Genomic DNA, 21,084 nt, shown 5'->3' with positions numbered 1-21,084 from the left:
GGACGCCGCCTGCGGCAGCTGCTACGGGATCACTCGTTTAATTCATTTGGATAATGACTTGGTCCTGCCACAGTTGCGGTAGCGCTTTGGAGGTTTTTTCCCACGCAGCAGCGTCTTTGATTGGCGTCACGTTTTTGTATTGCTCGTTCGGCAGCAGCTTGGCCTGTACTTCAGGCGGCAACGTGAGGTGTTCTGCGCGAATAGGTCGGGCATTGCCGTTGGCCAGGTTGATTTGCCCTGCATCGCTGAAGATAAATTCGCGGGTCAATTTGGCTGCATTCGGGTGCTTCGCGTATTTGTTGATGATGGTGGTGTAACCCGAAATCACAGTACCGTCAGAAGGAATCAGCACCACGTAGTCATCCGGGTTCGCCATCTTGGCCTTGTAGCTCAGACCATTGAAATCCCAAACCACACCCACCTCTACTTCGCCCTTTTCCATGGTTGCAATGGTCGGGTTGGCCAATGAGAGACGCCTCTGTTTGGCGATATCAGCGAACATCAGTAGCGCAGGCTGGATGTTCAATTCGCTCCCCCCCTTGGCAATCGCGGCAGCCAGAACGCCGTTGGAGGCTTGAGCGGCAGTGCTGACGTCACCGATGGACACCTTATATTTGCCTTTCACCAAGTCAGCCCACTTGGTCGGGACTTCAGAACCATGCAGCAGTTTTTTGTTGACGATAAAAGCAATGGTGCCGGTGTAAGCCAATGCCCAGTTGCCATCCTTGTCCTTGGCCCAGTCCGGGATTTGATCCCAGGTGGTCGGTTTGTATGGCTGGGTAACGCCCTTGGCCACCGCAATCGGGCCGAATGCCGCGCCGACGTCACCGATATCGGCGCTGGCGTTGTCTTTCTCTGCATCAAACTTGGCCACTTCTTGAGCCGAGCTCATGTCGGTGTCCATGTGTTTGAGGCCGTATTTTTTTTCCAGATCTGTCCACGTGGCTTTCCAGTTGGCCCAGTCATCGGGCATGCCGACACTGTTCACTGCACCTTCGGCTTTTGCAGCGGTTTCGAGGGCTTGCAGGTCAACGTCGGCGGCCATGGCCGAGGTGCAAAGGGCGATGCTCGTGCCTAACAGTGATGCCAGGAAAAACTGTTTCATCCGAAGCTCCTTGGGCGTTTTCAACGCTGCGTTTTATTGATCTTTTGCGGTGGTTTGGTCTAGGTCAGCAATACCTGAGCCAATTTAAGGGGCGCTCATGACACTTTAATGTCGGTATGGGTTGTGCAAGCTCTTTAAGCCATTAAAAGCAACGCTCTGGCTAAGCGTAGACCATGCTCAAAGCCTTACCGGGCCTGGCCTCCAAGCGTTGGCCGGGGTGCGCTGTCATCGAACAGTCATCTGCGCGGCCTAGGCTGATAGTCCGATGATTTGAAGCATTTACAGGCGCAGCCTGCCCACATTTGGTGCTGGACTAGTCCAGATAGGTAACAGTGATGCGAGATGATGCGCCCAAGGCGGTGACAGCCATAAGCCGGACGCTGCAAGAGCAGATAGAGCGAGGACTGCTGGCAGGGGGTAGCCAATTACCGGCGGAACGCAAGCTGAGTGAGTTGTTTGCCACCACCCGCGTTACGCTACGGGAGGCGTTGCTGCAGCTTGAATCCGAGGGCTTGGTCTATCGAGAAGAGCGTCGCGGCTGGTTTGTGTCACCGCCACGGCTGGCCTACAACCTGATGCAGCGCAGTCATTTTCACGCCATGGTCAGCGCTCAGGGACGGGTGCCAACCACCGAAGTGATTTCAGCGCGCTTGCAACCCGCCACGGCGGCGGTGTGCGAGCGTTTACAGCTGCCAGCGCTGTCGAGCGTGATCCAGATTTGTCGGGGGCGACGCATTGACGGTCGACTGGTGCTGTACGTCGAGCATTATCTGAACCCGCAATACTTTCCGCAGATACTGGGGTTTGATCTCACTCAATCAATTACCGAGTTATACGCCCGGCATTATGACTTGCACTACGGTCGAGTGCGTTTCGAGATTGTGCCTACGGCTTTACCCATTGAAGCGGCAGCCACATTGAAAGTGTCCACTGGAAGCCCTGGCTTGAGAATTGTGCGAGTCAATTACGACCAGCACGATCGGCTGATCGACTGTGATCTTGAATACTGGCGACATGATGCGATTCATGTCGGCGTGGATGTAGGCACGCGCGTGTAGAAGCGAGCTTGCTGATCTTCACGCGCCCGTGCCGTCATGCCCCCCCTCAATCCTTTTGCAACACACCGCTTCCCGCAGTAATCACTTGCACGCTCAAACGCGGAGTTGCCAAATCCAGCCCTGCTTCATCCAGATGGCGTTTGAGCGACAGATTGAACGCCCGCGACACTTCCCACTGCTTGATAGGTGCAGTCTTGAAGCGGGCCCGCAAAATCGCGCTGCCGGACTCGAAACTCTCCACACCCTGAATCTCCAGCGGTGACCAGATGTTGCGACGTTGCAGCGGATCGCTGCGCATCTTTTGCCCCACGTCGCGCATCAACTTGATCGCGTCGTCAATTTCCATGTTGTAAGGGATGGCCACACGAAAGATCGCGTAGCCGAATTCGCGGGAATAGTTCTTGATGCTTTTGATTTCGCTGAACGGGATGGTGTGCACAATGCCGTCGATATCTCGCAGGCGCACTGTGCGAATGGTCAGGCCTTCTACTGTCCCCAAATGGCCACCTACATCCACGTAATCATCGATCGCCAGTGAGTCTTCAATGATGATGAACAGGCCGGTGATCAAGTCAGCCACCAGCGATTGGGCGCCGAAACCAATGGCCAGACCGATCACACCTGCACCTGCCAGCAGCGGCGTTACATTCATGCCCATATTGGCCAGGGCGACAATCAGGGCAATGATGAATATGGCTGCAAACAGGACATTGCGAATCAGCGGCATCATGGTTTGCGCGCGAGCATTGGCCAGGCCTTTGCGAGAGCGGGTCAATGCATGGTGGATGGCGGTATCGGAAATAATCCAGATAAACCAGGCAAACAATAAGGTGCCAGCGAGTCCAAACAGTTTGACGCTGATCTCGTGGCCGTCACCCTCGGTAAAACTGATCAGCGACATGCCCCACACGCGCAGCCCCAACTCTATGAACACCAGCCACACCACCATATGAATCAAGGTGTAGACAAAGCTTTTCAGGCGTTCGGAATACAGGGCGTGACGCTTGATCCCGCGTTGAGGTTTTTGCGCGTGGCGCCGCACCAGTCCGTTGATCACCATGCACAGCACAACCAGTACGGTGCAGATCAGTGACTGGCGCAGGGCGGTGCTGCTGTCGCCCGCCGAGATAAAGGTCGCGGCCAGAGAAATGGCAACCAGAATCAAGGCCGCCACATACCAGTAAGTGCCCAGAATCTCGATGCTCTCACTCAAGGCGCGTCGGGTGAGGCGGCGCGACAAGGGTTGGTTGCGGATCAGGTGGGCGATGGGACGGCGGAACCGGATGATAAACAATCCGGCAGACAGTGCTGCCATCACATTCGCAAACGTGGCTGCGGTGTGCGCCAGATGCACACCCAGGGTCGCGACCAGTCGTGGGTCGCTCAGTGCCTGGCCAAATGCAGCAAAGCTGCCGATCCACCACAAAGGACGAAATGCCTGATGCCGCAGGATGTGCAAGGCGCGATGGCGATGCGGGCCGTCTAGCAGCGAAAAGGCGATGACACAGATCGCCGAGAAACAGGTGCCAATCACCAGCGCATAGGCCAGCACCATCGCGAGGTCTTTACCCAGGGATGAGGGCAGCGCGTAGCTACCGTAAACCGTGATGACCAATGCCACGAGCCAGGGGCCCAGTTTGCGCAAGGCAAAGCGCAGCATGTCGACTGCCTTGGGGTGCTGCGGCAACTCCTCGCTCAGGCCAAAGCGCAAGCGCACACGGTGGCTTACCCAGATCAGCAGCGCCGCCAGCAGGCTCCAGACCATAATGATCAGCGCAAACGCGAAGATGATCGGCAGCCATTGATTGGCCGGCAACATGAGTTGCGTAAGTTCTTCTTTGGCCTGACTGATTTCTTTGGACCAGCGATAGGTGGGGCTGTCAGTTCCTGAAAACTGCTTTTCGAGGTCTGACAGCGTGCTGCCGATGAGTCCCAAAACGCCAATTTCAGCTTCAGGTTGGGCTTGCTTCGTGGCGTCGCGGAGCTTTTTCAGGTCAGTCAGCAGCTTGCTGCGCTGTTGATCGTTTTCGAGGTTTTTGATCACCTCGTCCAGTGACTGGCCCAAGGGTTCGGTCGGTTGCGACTGGGTCTTGTCCGACCCGCCGAGCATGCTGGAAATACCAACGGCCTGAGCTGATGTCAGTGGCAGCAGAGTCAGCAGGCAGGCAAGCAAGAGGGAAGGGAAGGTAAAAAGACGAAAAAGCACTGGGCGATCAACCTCGTAGGCGGCGAATTGACCGAGTGTACGCTAGGGGCCGCAATCATTCATTTCTTGTCACATTTAAATAAATGACGGCAAATGTGGCCGCTAAGGGAAGCGTGATTAGTCGTTAAGCTTTGCGAGAATCTTGAACACAATGGTGCCGAAGATCAGCAACATGCCACACCAGATCATCAATACGCCGAAACCGCTTGGGCGCTCGCGAAAGGTGAAGCCAAGGGTCAGTAACAACATGCCGCAGACGATGGGAATGAACACTGACTGAAATTCGGATACCGAGACCATTGTTTTAGACCTGAAGGAAATAATGCTTCGAGTCTAGGATGCTTTTCTGAAAAGTGTGGTGATATGCGTCAAAAATCAATGAGGCCGGCGCGCAGCCTGTGGCCACTACCGCACATTGCGGCAGCGACCACGCAGGGCTTTGTTCAGGGTAATTGGTTGCTGGCGTAAAACGCGCTGAGTACTTTGACCAAGTGCGCGAGGTCGTGACTGCCGGCAAGCTCGCGAATGGAGTGCATGGCAAAGGTTGGCAGGCCGATGTCTACAGTGCGCACCCCCAAATGGCTGGCAGTGATAGGGCCAATGGTCGAGCCGCAGCCCATGTCGCTGCGTACCACAAAGCTTTGCACGGGCACTTCTTCGGCCATGCACAGGTGGCGGAAAAACCCGGCGGTTTCGCTGTTGGTGGCGTAGCGCTGGTTGCTGTTGACTTTGATCACCGGCCCGGCATTGAGTTTAGGGCCGTGGTTGGCGTCGTGCTTGTCGGCGTAGTTGGGGTGAACACCGTGGGCATTGTCGGCCGAGACCAGCAGCGACTTTTGAATCGTGCGCACGTATTCGTCGCCTTCAGGCAGCACCCGTTGCAGGATTTGCTCCAGCATCGGTCCGTCGGCACCGCAAGCCGAACAAGAGCCGACTTCTTCATGATCGTTGGCCACAAACAGGCAGGTTTCTTCTGTTTCGGCATTGAGCAGCGCTTGCAGACCGGCGTAACAGGACAACAGATTGTCGAGGCGTGCGCCGGCGATAAAGTCGCCGTTCAGGCCAATTACCGCTGCGCTTTGGGTGTCGTAGAAACTCAGCTCGTAATCAAGCACCACGTCGGCATTCAAGCCATGCTCACGGGCTAACTGGTCGGTCAGCAAGGCACGGAAATCGGCGCGCTCGTCACCCGCAACCTGAGCGAGAATTGGCGGCAATTCGGTTTGCGGGTTGATTGCCCAGCCTTCATTCGCAGCACGATTGAGGTGGATGGCCAGATTGGGGATGGTCGCAATCGGAGCCCTGAAGTCGATCAGTTGGCTTTCGACCTTGCCATCACGGCGGAAGGTGACACGTCCGGCCAGTGAAAGATCACGATCGAACCACGGAGCCAGCAAAGCGCCTCCGTACACTTCGACACCCAATTGCCAAAAGCCCTGGCGTTGCAGTTCGGGTTGTGGCTTGACGCGCAGGCAAGGGCTGTCTGTGTGTGCACCCACCATACGAATGCCGCCGTGCAGAGGTGAATGGCGACCCAGCTTGAAGGCGACGATGGATGAGTCATTACGCGTGACGTAATAGCGGCCATTGGCTTCGGTGAACCAGGTTTCGCGCTCGTCCAGGCGCTGATAACCGGCAGCCTCCAGACGTTGCACCAGGCTGGCAGTGGCATGAAACGGGGTAGGGGAGGCCTTGAGGAAGTCGATCAGGCCTTGGTTCAACTCTTCGCGCATAAGTTACTCCAGACAGCAAGGCCGCGAGTTTAGCGCATTGATCGCAAGAATTGTTGTTAGGGCTGGAGTAGTCGATGTCACCTGTAGTCGCTGGCGCAGGCTGCGGCAAGATCCGAAGGATCATCCAGAGCGCGACCGCTTCACGCGCGGTCGCAGCCTGCGGCAGTGGCTACCGGTTAAGGGGCTTCAAAACGGTGCCGGACACTCGAAGCGCAGGCGCTCGCCTGTCTGCGGATGGGTAAAGCTGAGCATGCTGGCGTGCAGACACAGGCGTGGCCAAGCGGCCAACGCTTGAGGGTGTGCGTAAAGCCCATCACCCAGTAGAGGGTGGCCGATAGACAGCATGTGTACGCGCAATTGATGGGAGCGCCCGGTGATCGGTGTCAGCTCAACCCGGCAGTAATCGCCACACCGGTCCAGCACTTTCCAGAACGTCAACGCGTTTTTGCCAAACTCATGGTCGACCACGTGACGAGGCTTGGTGGGCGGGTCATAGCGCAGGGGCAGGTCAATACTGCCGCTGTCCAGTTCGGGTTGGCCCCATGCCAGTGCGGTGTAGGCTTTTTCGGTTTCACGATCATGAAACTGACGGGACAACTCGCGGTGAGTGTCGGCGTCACGAGCCAGCAGGATGATCCCCGAGGTTTCCCAGTCCAGCCGATGCACGATGCGCGCTTCCGGGTAACCGTTTTCTTGCAGGCGGGTAATCAGGCAATCCTTGTTGTCATCGGCGCGCCCCGGCACTGACAGCAACAGGGTAGGTTTGTTGACCACCAGAACGCCAGCGTCCTCATGAAGGATGTGAATATTGGACAACGGCATTAAAGCAGCCTCTTAACAAACGCCAACGGCGACAAGGAAGTCTTCTCGGTAGAGAAGACGACCAGGTCGCCGTGGTGTCTGCCGGATCGATTAACGATCTGGCAGTGTGATATTGAGTTCCAGAATCGAGCAGCTACCTTCATTCTCGAGGGCAATCTGAACTTGATCGTCGCCGATATTGACGTATTTGCGGATCACTTCAACCAGCTCTTTTTGCAGGGCAGGCAGGTAGTCCGGGGTGCTGCGTTGGCCGCGCTCGTGCGCCACGATAATCTGTAGACGCTCTTTCGCGACCGACGCGGTGGTAGGCGTTTTGCGGGTACGAAAGAAGTCAAAAATGTTCATTGTTTAGTTGCCTCCAAACAGGCGCTCGAAGAATCCCTTCTTCTGTACATCAAGGAACCGATGCTCCACGGTTTTGCCCAGCAAGCGATCAACGGCATCGCTGTAGGCCTGACCGGCGTCGCTCTGATCATCGAGGATCACGGGCACACCCTGGTTGGAGGCTTTAAGAACGGCCTGAGACTCAGGGATCACGCCCAGCAAGGCTACGGCCAGAATTTCTTTAACGTCTTCAACACCCAGCATTTCGCCTTTGGAGACGCGGTCCGGGTTGTAGCGAGTCAGCAGCAAGTGTTCTTTGATCGGGTCTTCACCGTTCTCAGCGCGACGTGACTTGCTGGCCAGCAGGCCCAGCATGCGGTCGGAGTCACGTACCGAGGACACTTCGGGGTTGGTCACGACAATGGCTTCGTCAGCAAAGTACATCGCCAGGTGAGCACCGGTTTCGATACCCGCCGGAGAGTCGCAAACTATGTATTCGAAGGATTCCTTAAGTTCCATCAGAACTTTTTCGACGCCGTCTTTGGTCAGTGCGTCTTTGTCACGGGTCTGACTGGCGGCCAGCACGTACAGGTTTTCAAGGCGTTTGTCCTTGATCAGCGCCTGTTGCAGGTTGGCTTCGCCGTTAACTACGTTAACGAAGTCATACACTACGCGGCGCTCACAACCCATGATCAGGTCGAGGTTACGCAGGCCAACGTCGAAGTCGACGATGACTGTTTTGTGGCCGCGCAGAGCGAGACCGGTACCGATAGCGGCGCTGGTGGTGGTCTTACCCACACCACCCTTGCCGGATGTAACCACTAGAATCTTGGCCAAGGTGCTTCACCCCTAAGGAAAAAGGACTTTCTAGTCCCTGAATAACATCTTTATAAACGACAGCAGGTGAACAGCCTTGGGGATTTCTGTATAGGTCAGGTTTACACAAGGGAAAAACTGCCGATTATTTCCTACAAGATTGCTGTTCGCCTACGATTTCAAGATGCTTGGAAATGGCGAGAGTATCCGTTAAAGACGGGTGATGTTCAACATGTCACTTGACAGGCTGATCTGCACCGCTGTGCCCCATAAGGGGTCGCGACGCAGGTCTTCTGAAACTTTGTACTTACCAGCAATTGACACCAGTTCGGCGCTCAATTGCTGGCAAAAGATTCGTGCTTTGGTATTTCCTTTATGGCCGGCGAGTGCACGGCCACGCATAGGCCCGTACACATGGATGTTGCCATCGGCCATAAGTTCCGCACCGGGGCTGACTGAAGCGATGACCACCAGGTCACAGTTTTCGGCATACACGGTCTGACCGCCGCGTATCGGAGTGGTAATGATCTTGGTCGGCTTTATCGTTGGCTCAGGCGGTTTTTCAGGTTTTTTCGCAGGCGCCGGGGCTTCAACAGGTTCAATCAGTCGCTCGCGCGCGCCTGAGGGCGGCAACACGGGAAGGTCGATTGCGATGGCTGCGGCAATGTCTTCAATACGGCTGGCGCGAATCGCCAGGGTGCGCAGGCCGTGTTGGCGGCAGATACGCATCAGACCCGGCAAATCGATTGGCCCTATACCGGCGGGAAGCTTGTCGAGTGCCAGTACCAACGGGGTGTTGCTGAAAAAATTGGGTGCTTGCGCCACTTTCGCAGCCAGTTGGCGGTCAAGGGCTTCAAGGTCGTTTTTGGCCAGTTCCAGCACCGTAATGGCGAGCATACTGCCCTTTAGCTGGAACACAGGGGCTTGGTCTAGCGATTCGGTTTGGCTCATGGTCTGTTAACGCGGCTTGTCACTTAAAGTGTTGAGACTTATAACGAGAACGCTCGCGAGCCGCAAGCGGGGTCGAACGATGTAGAATGGCCGGCCTTGTATCTGCCCGGAATCATTAATGGATCGCCCGCATTTTCGTGCTGCTTTTTTTCACCCCAGGTTTTGGCTGCTATGGCTAGGGCTCGGTGTGCTGTGGTTAGTGGTACAACTCCCTTATAAAGTTCAACTGTGTATCGGCCGCGTCCTGGGTGGCCTGATGTATCGAGTCGCTGGCGATCGACGGCGCATTGCTGCGCGCAATCTTGAGCTGTGTTTTCCGGAAAAAACGGCGGCTGAGCGTGAACGGTTACTCAAGGATAACTTCGCTTCCACCGGTATTGCCTTCTTCGAAATGGCCATGAGCTGGTGGTGGTCCAAGCCCCGACTGGCCAAGTTGGCTCATGTTGAAGGGCTGGAACACCTTGAGCACGCGCAACGAGAGGGGAAGGGCGTCATCTTGATGGCGTTTCACTTCACCACGCTGGAAATCGGCGCAGCGTTGCTCGGTCAGAAGCACACCATTGATGGGATGTACCGTGAGCATAACAACCCGCTGTTCGATTTTATTCAGCGACGCGGGCGTGAACGGCACAACGCTGATTCGTTAGCCGTAGAGCGCGATGATGTTCGCGGTATGCTTAAGTTACTGCGGTCCGGGCGGGCTATTTGGTACGCCCCCGATCAGGACTACGGTTCAAAGCAGAGTATTTTCGTGCCGCTGTTCGGTATTCCAGCCGCTACCGTTACGGCCACCAGTAAATTCGCCAAGTTGGGCAAGGCGCAGGTTGTGCCTTTTACTCAACAGCGACTGGCGGATGGCAGCGGTTATAAGCTAGTGATCCATGCGCCCTTGAGCGATTTTCCCGGAGAAAGTGATGAAGCAGATTGCCTGCGCATCAATCAATGGGTTGAACGTGCCATTCGTGAGTGCCCTGAGCAATACCTGTGGGCCCATCGACGTTTCAAAACCCGTCCGCCCGGTGAACCGAAGCTTTATGACAAGCGTCGCTGACACACGGCTGCCCTAAGAGACTATTCGGTTAGAGGGCGGTGCATCGGTTCGAATACACCGCACCCACTGGGTTGAACTATTTATAAGTAATGGTGAAACCCAGCGCACCATCCGCGGCGCCAGCAACAACAGCGTTTGCTGGCGCGGTCTGATAATAGCGTGCATTAAACTGAAGCATCATGCCTCCTGTAGCTGGAATTGCGCCTTGGAGTACATCCGTTTCCAGGGTTACGGGAGTAAGTGCATCGCGCCCCAAAATTTGAATACCGATGCCTTGCGCGGTAGAGCTTGGCATCAAACTCATCAATCCCAGGCTGGCGTCCAGGGTCACCGCGCCTGCCGTGGGCTCCAGGCGGATATGTGCATGGGTCACAGTTCCTCCGGGTTTGTCGGAGATACAAGCATTCAACGCGATCGTGAAGGGCACTGCATCGCTCGTATGGCCTTCACCAATGAATTCGGTATTTGGCCAATCACCGAGTTTGACCGGGTCGGCGCTTACAGGGTTGGCTGAAAGGGTGCATTCTGCACGTGTTACAGAACCGCTCAAGGCCACGCCGAAGGCATCCGGGATATCGTTAAACGAGCCTTTGACCAATTCTTTTCCCGAGTCCAGCGTCTGCATGCCGGGATCGATTTCGCCGGTTTTGATCAGGGTGATGGTGCCCCTTAACAGGTTGTGTTGAATTGGAAAAGGGGTGTAAAAATCGATGTGGGCATTGAATGGCACCGAGCTGTCAGGCCCGTCCAGTTTCCACAGACCTGTGTTGCGACCATCATAGGGGCTGCCGAAACTGATTAGGGCGCCAACACCCGAGATGTTGGTCTGTAACAGGGCGCCGGTTGTCATGCCGCTCTTAAGTGAAATGGGCCCGGCTACCGTTGCCCCGGCGCTTCTGGCATTGAACCTCAGTATGACTGTGCCGTCATTCTCACAGAAGATGGCGCTCCTGCTGTTTCTTGAAACAAATAGCTTATCAACCGGGCCTATAGGATCACCTACCTGAGCATCCCTGGGAACAAAGAGTGCGCCGACATCGACCGTATACTGAATGGGTCCCTGCCCGGTTCCCCAGTAACAACTGTTGCTGGAAGCGTAGGTAGTGCCAAGGGGTAATAGCCCGCTGGCTGCGAGTAAGAACACGCCAGGCGTTAATCTTTTCAGCATGCTTTGTTTCATCCCGGCAAAAGTAACGCAGGCAGTGCAAAGTGCCCGCGTATTAGTAAACGAAGAGTGAATCAGCGGCACACCAGGTCTTGAACCCGGTAGCCTTGTTCCAAGGGCATGCTGTGAGTGTCGAACTGCGCCTGGCATTGCTCTGCGGACGTTTTGCCCCATCGCACATAGATGATTTGCTGTCCCTCATCAGTGCTCAACAGGGCCTGACCGGCCTGACCGACAATACCCAGAACAAGGCCATCGGCGTTGCTGATCTGAGCGCCAAAGGGTAGGGCTACGCCATGATGATCACGGGTGCTGACGAGGATCCTCTCTACTTTACGGGCAGGAAAACTCGCCTTGACCACGGCACCACGTCTTGGAACCACTTGGGTAACGCCGTTATCAATTTCTACATTTGGATCCAGCTGGGCGGTATCAAGGATTACCCGGTTGATTCGAAAGGGTTGCAGGTAGGGGATCAAGGCATAACCACGGTCGTTGGTTCTGGCACTGGAATCATTCAACTGGCCTACGTTGGCGATATTCGGGACATGGATCAGGCCGCTGGTTTCACCCAAATAGGGTCCGGTTTCCAGCCCATCGGCATGCAACAGCAATGCGCCGCTGGCGTTAAGCGAAAGGGTGTTGAAATCGGTCCCTTGCGTAAGGCCCGCGCCAAGGCTGGCAAAGGGGGCCTGATAGCCAAGAGACAGTTCAGCGCTTTGTTGACCGGTTTCATTATGGGTCACGGAGGCCCTGTAATTGAGCAAGCTATTTTTGGCGCGGCCTGACACAGAGGCACGGTGGTTGAGCTGACCTCTGTTCTGGCGCACGTCGTAGGTGGCGGTGGTTGATCGTCCGAAATTCAGAGGTACTGAGATGTTCAAGCCGAACTGACGCTCGTTGAACTCATCATCGTTCAACGATTGAGAGGCGTAGAGGGAGTAGTTCACCGTATTGAAGCGACTGCTGAAACTGAACTGGAATTGACGCTGAGCGTCATCCTGCTGCCAGTAACTCTCCTGGGAAAATATCAGGTTCAGTGAGCTATAGAGACCGATGTCCTGAAACACCGAAGCTTCCAGCATGCTGCGTCGGCTTCCACGAAAGCGCTGGTCTGCGCTGCGTTCGCGCACAGCTTCATTAAAGTCACGATAGCCTTCGGTGGAGTAGCGATAACCCGCGAAGCGCAGGTTTGTTCTAGTCTCGAATGACTTGCCGTACTTCACGGCGTAGCTCATGCCCTGGACGTTGTGCTGGCTATTATCGGGATTGGTTTGCGCGTAGGAGCGTGTCAGGTCAAATGACAGGGCCCCTAACACCCCAAGGCCTTTACCCAGACCCACCGTAGTGGCCTGATAGAAATCATTGCCCATCAAGCCGCCGTACACTGTCGAATCCCATCGTGTACCCATAGCCAGGGTGCCTTGCCAGAGCATTGAATCATCCGTGGCGTAAAACGGTGCGTTGTAGCGACCCATGCTGGCGCTATAACGCCACACGCCCTCGCGCAGTAAATGAGTGAGCGTTGCATACGGTTGAGTGAAACGCCGCACTTGGCCATTAGCCTCGGTCAGGATTATTTCCAGTTCACCGCTGCCGCTGGCCAGAGTGAGGTCATTGATTTCATAGGGGCCTGCACTGACATAAGTGGAATAGATCGGGAAACCGTTCTGACGTATCTCGAGCTTGGCCCGTGTTTGCGCAACGCCGCGTATTATCGGCCCATAGCGTTGTTGCGAGTCGGGCAACATGCTCATGTCCGAGGCAATCTGTACACCTCTGATCGGGACGCTGCGGAATACATCTCCCGGCGTGAAAGTCTCGCCCAGTGTCAACTGCGAATGGACACTCGCAAGGTCGCGTTGCAGATAGGTATAGGCGCGCGACCATGCGCGACCGCCTGTGGCGTCACTGCGAAAAGTGTTATTGCTGCGCAAGCGCCAGACGCCCAGGTTCAGCCCGCTATTCAAGTACAGGTTGTGACTGTTGTCCTGACCGGTTCGATCATTACGGCCTTGCTGCGCCGAAAGTTGATAATTTACAAATGCGGAGTTGATGCCGTAATCCCAGCGTTGTGGGTCGACATAACCGGCAATGTCACGGCGCATGGCAATTTGCGGAATGGAGATAGAGAGGGTCAGTTTTGCGCTATCCATTTGCACCGTTGCGCCCGGAATCAGCCGTTGTATATCAACGCATGTTTCGAGCACCACATCCGATTGCTCCAGGCTGTCGAGCTTAACGCCCATGTCGTTGAGCAATTTTTGGGGTAAGCAAGGCGTCAATTCATCACCCGGTTGATTGGCTGCAAAATCGATCTCTTGACTGTCGAAAAAGGTCTGGTTGATGTCGATACTGACCCGGTAACGTCCGGGTGTCAGATGCAGGCTGTTGGACAATGTTTTCAGGGCAAGCGCACCCGCATCGATGTCATGGGTGTCCATTTGGCGCATGAAGGTTGATTGGAACTCCACTGGCTTGGACGCGTGAGCAGAATCTGGTTTTAACCCGGTGATGCTGGCGCCGATTAATACAATGCACTGTGAAAACCGCTGCACAGGCGAACAACTTCCGTGCGGTGAAAAAGGCATGGCGGGAGTCCGCGAAATGTTAAAGATCAAGGGCCACGGGCAATGTCATGGGCTCAGTGATAGCACCGTAATCATTGATAACCGAGAAGGTCACCTGCATTCCCGGGGTCGGCTTGAAGCCATCCAGTTCATATGTCTGAGTGTCGAGAGGGTGTGCCATGGTTGTGTCCTTCAAACTGAACGTTTGCCCGTTAGCGCTGAGTTCAATGCGTATGAAAGACACATGAAAGGGGCTTGGGTTGTTAACAATCAGATGAGGTTTGCCGTCGGTGCTCTGTATTGACCATTGCAAGCTTTTCAGACTGTCCAAAGGGCTGGCGGTGAGTTCAGTGGGGCGCCAGAACATTTTGATACGGGTACGCAACGCAATGTTCAATTGGTTGGTTTCGCGGGATTCAAGTTGTGGTATTTCCTGAATATTGAAATAAAAGAGTGACTCGCGATCCTTGGGTAGCGATTGAGGTAAACCATTGATCTGCACCTGCTGTTCTTTATTTGCGTTTAGGCGAAACAACGGTGGAGAAGCGATGAATGGGACCGCGGTGGTTTGATCATCTGCAATCGTATTAACCCAGGTCTGAACGGCAAAAGGTTTAGAACTGGGGTTTAGAACCCTTAGAGATACATTTCGTTTGTCACTGTCGAATACCACTCGAGTACTGCTTATCGTCAAGGCGGCATGGCTGTTGGGGAGCCAGACTAAAAAACAGGCCAGAACACCACTCTTTATTCGAATGGCATTTTTAATACAACTGAGCATAGGCACTCCAGGTATCGAAGTATTGGCGTGAACAACGGGCTATCAGGCCCGTTGTTTTAAAGAGAGTGGGGCAATCAGTGTATGTCTACGCGGAAATTGACATCAGCGTCGGCAGGCCCAGCGCCCACTGATGCGGCCGTGGAGATGTATGAAGCAACAAAATACATGAGAGTGGGATCATCCTCACTCAGCGGATAAACGGTGGATGCTGTCCCGGTGGGGATGAAGTTGCCAGTATTGTCTTTGATTGCCACGGCTATACCTTCGGCAGCCCCAGGGAGGCGTTTGATTCCGTAGTATTCCCCGGCACCTCCCTGTACCGAGGTGAAGGTAACCGTTGCATTCAGCTTGTTCTTGTCAGTGAGGCAATTGCTGTCAGGGCTGATGCGCATTTGAAAGCCACGACCGCCCACCTCTGTGCCGGATGAGGTGAACTCACTGACGTCCACCTCGCCCATTGGGACGAGATTGCTGACTGCACCACTTTCAGGATTAACGATTTCAATCGGACAGGTTGCACTGGTTATTTTGCCGGAGAAATTGATTGTGCCGTCGAATGCGAATGCTGAAGTTGTTGCAAAACTTAAAGCAAGGCCCAATGGTAGAGTCAGTAAAGATAGTTTCATTAAATTAAGTCCCTTAATAGAATATTTCCGCAATTATCGAACCGGATGTTGCCAAATTTGTTAGCACCATGCGGGGCGATTAGAGCCGCCAAATTCTAGGAGGGGAGCGATTAGCTGGATATGAGAGAACTCTCATTTTTTGTGAGTTGTGAATGACGTCATGTGCGCAAATGCCCCAGCTTTATTAAGCTGGAGCATTAGGTGATTCGTTCAATAGCTGGTTATCGTAAATTAAGTTTTGCGCCTATTTTTTTTCTGAGTGCTGCAACCGTCGATTTTGGGGGTTGATCGAGACTTTTATTATTTAATTTGCTATCACCGGCTTCGGTGGCTCTTGTCCAAGTGCCATCAGGGTTAACTGCCCCTCCTGTGTGTCTTTTGGGCTGTTTCGGTGATGCTGGAGGACTATTATCATAATCGGTTGGCGGTATAACAGGTTCGGAGCTGCTTTTTACCTGTCGGCTCGGACTATTGAGATCGAACATTGGTTTATAAACCATGGGCGATTCACCGACAGAGCTTTGACCACTGGCCGAACGGACACTGCTGTTTCGAGAAAGCCCGGCGGGTGTTTCGATGCCTGCACCACTGGCATTGCGTGAAGCATTACGAGCCGCATAAGCTCCATCCACTTTACCCAGACTCTCCTGGACCATGTTGTGCCAGCTCACTCTTGCCGCCGCTGTTTTTTTTGCAGCGCGGATGGCTCCCCAAAGGCCCCATGCACCAAACGCTACATCCAGACCGCCAGAGATGAGAGCACTGGTCTCGTTTTTTTCACGGTCCTTGAGTCTAGTCGCATGGGTTGCCATGACACCTTCATACATACCATAGGCGCCGCCACCAATGCCTATTGCCGTGAAAGCTGCGGTAGTTGCAATCGCGGCTACTCCTATAGGGGGAGCAATGACAACGGCTGCGACTGTAAGAGCGATACCGACCGCAGCCATTGCGGCCCCAAACACCCCCATCCAGTTAACCCCCCGATTGGCATGCCCCGTAGGGTCGACAAAATTGATGGGGTCGCCAGCGCAATACGTATACGGGTTAATTCCGCCCGCGCTGAATGGGCTGAGTGAGTCCGGGCTATGAAAGCGCATCAATGTCGGATTATAGGCCCGGTATCCCTGGCCCAGCAGGTACCAGCCACTTTGCTGGTCGCGTACCTCTCCGTTGAAGCCTAGCGTGCACTTAAGCTCATCATCCAGGTTGCGTGCACCATAAGCATCATAGGTAGCTTTGCGCAGTTCACGTTGACCACACTCAGCTAGTACGCTGTTTTTGCCGTCGGTCATCAGCAGAAGGGTTTGAGCAGGGTCGTCCTGCTGCTGTTGACTCAAGGGCTGGTTATCGAAATACAGATAATGCGCCTGACTATCTCCTTGTTCTGTCCGACACAGCATATCGTCTTGATAAAAGCGTAGAGTTTCGTGTTCTGTGCCGTGCTTGACACCCAGCAAAGAGCTATGGGCGTCGTAGCGGTACTGACTGACGTCCTGACCGTCGGTGCCGGTCACTCTTACCAGTCGGCTCTGGCTGTCGTAATGCAGGATTTGGCCGGTTTCATCCTGAACAAGATTGCCATTCTCGTCATATTCGAGTTCGATTTCGCCCTCGAGTACATAGTCGGGGTGGCTGTGAGTGATCCTGATCAATTGGCAAGGATCACTCTGGGCAAACGAGCTCACAGCTTCGTCCATAGTGCCGTCAGCAAAGGTGGTGTACACCGCAGTGATATTGTCCAGTGCATCGAAGGTGAACAGTTGATTGTGAATGGCATTGCCATAGCGGTCTTTTGGCTGACGTTCACCTTCGCAAATGTACTCCATCATCCGCCCGTGCTGGTCGTAGCCGAAGGTTTCCAATAGTTCAGTTTGCTCACCGACTTGCAGGTGTCGATTTTTCAGCCTGTTATCGTCCCTGTAGGACTGGGTAATGGTTTGCGCGGGGTGATCACCGCCCAGGGATATATGACGCACGGTTTCACGGCCCTGGTCATCAAAAGTCAATCGTGTTTCAACGATCTGTTGGCTGCTTTGATCCTGCACGCTAATCAGGTTCATTTGGCCCAGTTCGTCATAGTCGAACGTGGCGAGAATTTGCCCTTGGGTAACGCTCTTTATACGTGCCAAGTGGTCGTAAGCGTAGACGCAAGTCATACCATTGGTATCGATGCGAGATAACGGACGCCCGCTCAGGGTTTGGGTGAAGGTGGTCGCGGATTCTTTACCCGAGACGTGGTCCTTCCAGGCTTCAGTGACTAATTGACCAGTGAAGTTGTACTCAAAGGTGTGTTCACTTTGAAGGTTCTGCGACCCTGTCAGTTGAGCAGTGTGAGGGTCATAGTTGAAAATTGAGGCGTCATCGGGTGCAGTGCTGGTCACTGGCGTTTGCGCAAGGCCAGGTATGTAGGTGTAGGAAATAGTTTTTTGGCCAGCGGTGATCATCCTGCTTGCCTGAGACTGGCCACCGTCATAAAAGAACTGTTGAAGGCGTGGCCCGACCTGCAACGTGGTCCGTCGGTCGAGACCGTCAAAGGTCTGGTTGCCGACACACGATGTTGTCCCGCCATAAACCACGCTCATGCTCACAGGCAATTGCGCTGCTGTGTGTGCTGCATATTCGCGATGTATTTCAGTGTAATCCGGCAGTATTGTGGTCTGAACGCGGGAAAAAGAATCGTACTTGAAACGGGTAGGCACGCCCATTTCGTTGAACTGCTCTACGCAGTTACCCAAGCCGTCGTACAAGTACCGCCGCTCGCTGACTAGCCGCCCGTTGGCGTCCAGAGCTTCAATTTTGTCTTCTTTGCCGAACAGGTTGAGTGTTGTTCGACGCTTACCACTGACTTTCACCGGCATACCGATGTTTTGTATCCACGTGGTAGAGGTCTGACGGGCGGGATCGTTTTCAGTAATGCGCACCACGCCATCAGCGCCGGTGACTTTATATTGTTCGCCCCAGGCGTCGTATTCGAATGTGTTGGTCAAGGCGATGTTTTTGTCGCCTTCCCAATCGACAGTGGTTTCATGGGTCAATTGGCCCAAGTGATTATACGTTGCGCTGTAGGTCGTTCGAAAAAGACTCGGGTCCCCGCCCAAAGCGTCCTTGTCCTGGCGCTCCACTTTTAATGGCCGATTCAAACCGTCGAGCCATGTGCGGGTCGTAACACCCTTGATGTCTGTTGTGTAGTTGATTGCTTGTTGAACGGCGGAACCATTAGCCAATACATATTGATATCGACGATTGGCCACATAGGGCGTGCCAGGCGCAACGACCTCTTCAGTCACACGGCCAAGACGGTCATGGTGATAGATGATTTCAGAGCCGTCTGCATCCTGGCTCCTGAGTTTGATGCCGTTGAGTAACGAGTGTTCCTCAGTGATGACCTGGCGTACCTGCTTGTCTGGAGCGTCGTCATGACCGATCAGGGTGCTGACGGTTCGCCTGGCCATTACATCGGCGTGACGGCTGTGCGCGAAGTCATAGTCATAGGTTGTAGTGGTCGAGCTATCTATTTGATCGTTTACGGTCAGTGTCATCTTTCGGATGAGTCCATACAATAGCGGATCATCCAGGTCGTTTTGATACTCGTGAGTAATGGTGCGTAACACTGCAGAGGCATCACCCTTGCTCACTTGAGTGAGCGTTTCCTCGCTCATCGCTAGCCAGGCCTGGCTGCCATTTAAACCTTCATGTGCGGTATAGCTATAACGGTGTTGCAGTGTCGGTGCATCGCCATAAGCTGAGGGTGCCGGGGTCACCGTTTTACTTTTCAGATTACGCACAAACTGTTGCGGATCAGCAGGGCAGCCCTCTTCGCCGTTCTTGTCATACCACGTGTAAGTTTCTGTCACACCATTGGCATTGGTTTGAATCAACATGTTGCCGAAATTGTCATAAGTGGTGCTTACCACTTCGGTATGACGGGGTTTTGTGTAACTTGCCTTGCGCCAGATTTGAGTAATCGTTTTAGGTAATTGGCAATAGTTCGGCTGGTCCTTAAAGTCAAACGAAGGGGTAATGTGGTACTCGATATCAGTCACAAACAGGGTGTCGTCTTCCTCGAGTAATGCTTTTTGTTTGACTTCTTCGGTCCGCATGAGATGAAAGCGGTTGTACACCCGCCGAGTGCTACGTATGGCCCGGTTGCTGGAAGCATCCCATAGGTGCTCCTGAGTTTCATATTCATAGTTGGATCTCACCTTATAAAGGTTGTCCAGACCATCGTCAGACCACGCAATGTCGCTGCCGTAGCCTAGAAAGTTATGATCGTTAGCATTGTTAGAGTCATTCGAGCCATAGGTATAACGGGTTTCGATCGCAGGCTGACCAAATCCGGGATCGCGTCTATGGGTGCCTACGCGGGGCAATTGGCGATCGGTAATACCGGGAAAGTAATGGGGGGTGCCCGAGTAGGTGACCGTTTCATGGCCTGCCGTTGGCGTGTCGACCTGCTTAAGGCAGGTTAGATCGTTCAAGGTGATGTAGGTGAAGCGCCAAGAGGCACTGTCCTCGGTGGGTAAGACAATACGTTTGGTTTCCCCCCCACTTATATTCAACACGAACACGGTTTCTAATGCAGTATCAGGGAACAGCTTGACCTTCATTTCGTTTGGGGTACGAAGCAGACTGATTAAGGATGAGCCGTCTTCGTTGTTGATGCTACTGAGCAATGGCTGAGTACCAAAGGCTTCGTAGTTGAGCGAAACACTGTGGCCCTGGGGTGAAAACATTTGCACAGGCATGGCCAATTGGCCCTGGCCGACCTCAAGGATTTCTACCAAGCCTGATTTATGCTCAACTCTGTAACGATTTTTGTCCAGAATATGGAAGTGAAAAGAGTCGATTTTTTTCTCTGGGATAACGATTTCTGCACCTTGAACATTAACTTTAAATGTTTCGCCGGTGTGCAGTGCCAATATACCGTTGGCAGGGTTGAACTGCGTGAGCTGCAAGTTCCAACCTCGGCCAAAACCGCTGTCGGCGTTGTTCAAGGGGTTGAAGTTGAGGTGCAAGGGAACAGTGGGGCCTGCTAATTGATTGGCTTTGAGTTCGGGCAATCGAAGGGCGCACGTGTATTGGCCCGTTCGGGGGTCAACTTGGCTGTTTATAAAGTTTAGAAAATTAAAGGCGTTAGACGTGACGGCAGCAGAAATGGTCATAATGTAAGCCTGGCTTGGGATAATGATCAGTTAACCGGTTGAGACCGCTCAATATAAACGCAGCTGAGTTGCTCATTCAGGCTCTTGTTGTTGAAGTCAGCGCCCACAAAAGTGGATTCGATGCGTACATTTTTTTTGGGGAGCAGCCATCCTTCTCTGAGGTTTCTCAAGCCGTCAACCGTAGTAACGTTATTTGGGGTTCCCCAGTCAGTAGGCTCCTTTACTGTTTTAAATTTTATAAAAAAATTATCTTTTGATAGGCCGTCGGAACAGCTTTCAGCGGAGTGAAAATTTATCAAGGTGGCTGACGGCACGTCCTCTAACCAAAATGCGGTAACCATATTGTTTTCACAATATTCATTGCTGGCCCCGAAGTTGAAAATTTGATTGAACTCTGGCACTGCCAAGGTGCATTTTTCTTCATATTTATCATTCAAAAAATGAATGATACCTCTGTTTTGCTTCGTGGTCTCAAGCGGGGTTGCGCTGCTGAGGCTGGTGAGTGCCATTAGCATAAGTACGAACATCGAGTTGAACGGTTTTTTAAAGTGCAACATGGTTAACCTCATGTGTGAGTCCTGCGGAAGATAATTGACAAGATTGCAGACTGTAGCAGGCGAGGGTGTTGTGGGAACCTGGCACTTCTGTGAGTACTCGGCACTTATAAATGGGCGTACAAATACTGATCTATTCACGTTGTCGGTTAGAGAC

16 protein-coding genes are annotated in these 21,084 nt (G+C 53.7%); 2 read left to right on the top strand and 14 right to left on the bottom strand.

Annotation, left to right across the window (positions count from 1 at the left end; genetic code table 11):
* Positions 1–37: 37 nt before the first annotated feature.
* Entirely contained in the window at positions 38–1,105 is a 1,068-nt protein-coding gene (locus FJD38_RS02150) for an ABC transporter substrate-binding protein (protein ID WP_146383794.1), read from the bottom strand.
* A gap of 335 nt (positions 1,106–1,440) precedes the next feature.
* On the opposite strand from FJD38_RS02150, the gene FJD38_RS02145 reads away from it, so the two are divergent.
* Positions 1,441–2,163: a UTRA domain-containing protein gene (locus tag FJD38_RS02145; protein ID WP_122784500.1), complete on the top strand. Its 723-nt coding sequence runs from the start codon at positions 1,441–1,443 to the stop codon at positions 2,161–2,163.
* A gap of 46 nt (positions 2,164–2,209) precedes the next feature.
* Here FJD38_RS02145 and FJD38_RS02140 read toward each other — a convergent pair whose 3' ends face one another.
* The 7 genes from FJD38_RS02140 to minC all read right to left on the bottom strand — a co-directional run bounded on the left by FJD38_RS02140 (position 2,210) and on the right by minC (position 9,015).
* Entirely contained in the window at positions 2,210–4,369 is a 2,160-nt protein-coding gene (locus FJD38_RS02140; RefSeq protein WP_146383793.1) for a mechanosensitive ion channel family protein, read from the bottom strand.
* Positions 4,370–4,486: 117 nt separating this feature from the next.
* Positions 4,487–4,669, bottom strand: a complete 183-nt coding sequence (locus FJD38_RS02135; RefSeq protein ID WP_122784502.1) for a hypothetical protein — start codon at positions 4,667–4,669, stop codon at positions 4,487–4,489.
* Positions 4,670–4,812: 143 nt separating this feature from the next.
* A complete protein-coding gene (locus FJD38_RS02130; RefSeq protein WP_122784503.1) occupies positions 4,813–6,102 on the bottom strand; it encodes a M18 family aminopeptidase in 1,290 nt (429 codons plus the stop codon).
* A gap of 186 nt (positions 6,103–6,288) precedes the next feature.
* Positions 6,289–6,924, bottom strand: coding sequence for an RluA family pseudouridine synthase (locus FJD38_RS02125; RefSeq protein ID WP_122784504.1), 636 nt, complete (start codon positions 6,922–6,924; stop codon positions 6,289–6,291).
* Between the two features lie 90 nt (positions 6,925–7,014).
* Positions 7,015–7,269, bottom strand: a complete 255-nt coding sequence (gene minE / locus FJD38_RS02120) for a cell division topological specificity factor MinE (protein ID WP_019410761.1) — start codon at positions 7,267–7,269, stop codon at positions 7,015–7,017.
* A gap of 3 nt (positions 7,270–7,272) precedes the next feature.
* Complete coding sequence (gene minD, locus FJD38_RS02115; protein ID WP_146383792.1) at positions 7,273–8,085, bottom strand: septum site-determining protein MinD; 813 nt, start codon at positions 8,083–8,085, stop codon at positions 7,273–7,275.
* Between the two features lie 189 nt (positions 8,086–8,274).
* Complete coding sequence (minC, locus tag FJD38_RS02110; RefSeq protein ID WP_122784506.1) at positions 8,275–9,015, bottom strand: septum site-determining protein MinC; 741 nt, start codon at positions 9,013–9,015, stop codon at positions 8,275–8,277.
* Positions 9,016–9,133: 118 nt separating this feature from the next.
* On the opposite strand from minC, the gene FJD38_RS02105 reads away from it, so the two are divergent.
* Positions 9,134–10,066 carry a lipid A biosynthesis lauroyl acyltransferase gene (locus FJD38_RS02105; protein ID WP_146383791.1) on the top strand — a complete coding sequence of 311 codons (933 nt, stop codon included), beginning with the start codon at positions 9,134–9,136 and terminating at the stop codon, positions 10,064–10,066.
* A gap of 76 nt (positions 10,067–10,142) precedes the next feature.
* Here FJD38_RS02105 and FJD38_RS02100 read toward each other — a convergent pair whose 3' ends face one another.
* From FJD38_RS02100 to FJD38_RS02075, 6 genes are all read right to left on the bottom strand, one after another.
* A complete protein-coding gene (locus tag FJD38_RS02100) occupies positions 10,143–11,234 on the bottom strand; it encodes a fimbrial protein (protein WP_158637845.1) in 1,092 nt (363 codons plus the stop codon).
* Between the two features lie 71 nt (positions 11,235–11,305).
* Entirely contained in the window at positions 11,306–13,822 is a 2,517-nt protein-coding gene (locus FJD38_RS02095; protein WP_146383789.1) for a fimbria/pilus outer membrane usher protein, read from the bottom strand.
* A 19-nt stretch (positions 13,823–13,841) separates the two neighbouring features.
* Entirely contained in the window at positions 13,842–14,582 is a 741-nt protein-coding gene (locus tag FJD38_RS02090; protein ID WP_146383788.1) for a fimbrial biogenesis chaperone, read from the bottom strand.
* Positions 14,583–14,656: 74 nt separating this feature from the next.
* The gene (locus FJD38_RS02085; RefSeq protein WP_122784511.1) at positions 14,657–15,208 is read right to left on the bottom strand and encodes a fimbrial protein; all 552 of its coding nucleotides are present in this window, start codon (positions 15,206–15,208) and stop codon (positions 14,657–14,659) included.
* Positions 15,209–15,429: 221 nt separating this feature from the next.
* The gene (locus tag FJD38_RS02080) at positions 15,430–20,373 is read right to left on the bottom strand and encodes an RHS repeat domain-containing protein (protein WP_146383787.1); all 4,944 of its coding nucleotides are present in this window, start codon (positions 20,371–20,373) and stop codon (positions 15,430–15,432) included.
* Positions 20,374–20,399: 26 nt separating this feature from the next.
* Positions 20,400–20,930, bottom strand: coding sequence for a hypothetical protein (locus FJD38_RS02075; RefSeq protein WP_122784513.1), 531 nt, complete (start codon positions 20,928–20,930; stop codon positions 20,400–20,402).
* Positions 20,931–21,084: the final 154 nt, after the last annotated feature.

Origin of the sequence: Pseudomonas saxonica, from assembly GCF_007858365.1 — a bacterium.
GTDB classification, from domain to species: Bacteria; Pseudomonadota; Gammaproteobacteria; order Pseudomonadales; family Pseudomonadaceae; genus Aquipseudomonas; species Aquipseudomonas saxonica.
The sequence above is the reverse complement of the archived record's forward strand: the minus strand, read 5'-3'. Positions and strand labels throughout refer to the sequence as shown.

What these genes read in the sequence shown, in the direction of transcription:
- FJD38_RS02150 (WP_146383794.1), bottom strand. Translation starts at nt 1,105, where the DNA reads ATGAAACAGTTTTTCCTGGCATCACTGTTAGGCACGAGCATCGCCCTT.
- FJD38_RS02145 (WP_122784500.1), top strand. Translation starts at nt 1,441, where the DNA reads ATGCGAGATGATGCGCCCAAGGCGGTGACAGCCATAAGCCGGACGCTG.
- FJD38_RS02135 (WP_122784502.1), bottom strand. Translation starts at nt 4,669, where the DNA reads ATGGTCTCGGTATCCGAATTTCAGTCAGTGTTCATTCCCATCGTCTGC.
- FJD38_RS02130 (WP_122784503.1), bottom strand. Translation starts at nt 6,102, where the DNA reads ATGCGCGAAGAGTTGAACCAAGGCCTGATCGACTTCCTCAAGGCCTCC.
- FJD38_RS02125 (WP_122784504.1), bottom strand. Translation starts at nt 6,924, where the DNA reads ATGCCGTTGTCCAATATTCACATCCTTCATGAGGACGCTGGCGTTCTG.
- minE (WP_019410761.1), bottom strand. Translation starts at nt 7,269, where the DNA reads ATGAACATTTTTGACTTCTTTCGTACCCGCAAAACGCCTACCACCGCG.
- minC (WP_122784506.1), bottom strand. Translation starts at nt 9,015, where the DNA reads ATGAGCCAAACCGAATCGCTAGACCAAGCCCCTGTGTTCCAGCTAAAG.
- FJD38_RS02105 (WP_146383791.1), top strand. Translation starts at nt 9,134, where the DNA reads ATGGATCGCCCGCATTTTCGTGCTGCTTTTTTTCACCCCAGGTTTTGG.
- FJD38_RS02100 (WP_158637845.1), bottom strand. Translation starts at nt 11,234, where the DNA reads ATGCTGAAAAGATTAACGCCTGGCGTGTTCTTACTCGCAGCCAGCGGG.
- FJD38_RS02095 (WP_146383789.1), bottom strand. Translation starts at nt 13,822, where the DNA reads ATGCCTTTTTCACCGCACGGAAGTTGTTCGCCTGTGCAGCGGTTTTCA.
- FJD38_RS02090 (WP_146383788.1), bottom strand. Translation starts at nt 14,582, where the DNA reads ATGCTCAGTTGTATTAAAAATGCCATTCGAATAAAGAGTGGTGTTCTG.
- FJD38_RS02085 (WP_122784511.1), bottom strand. Translation starts at nt 15,208, where the DNA reads ATGAAACTATCTTTACTGACTCTACCATTGGGCCTTGCTTTAAGTTTT.
- FJD38_RS02080 (WP_146383787.1), bottom strand. Translation starts at nt 20,373, where the DNA reads ATGACCATTTCTGCTGCCGTCACGTCTAACGCCTTTAATTTTCTAAAC.
- FJD38_RS02075 (WP_122784513.1), bottom strand. Translation starts at nt 20,930, where the DNA reads ATGTTGCACTTTAAAAAACCGTTCAACTCGATGTTCGTACTTATGCTA.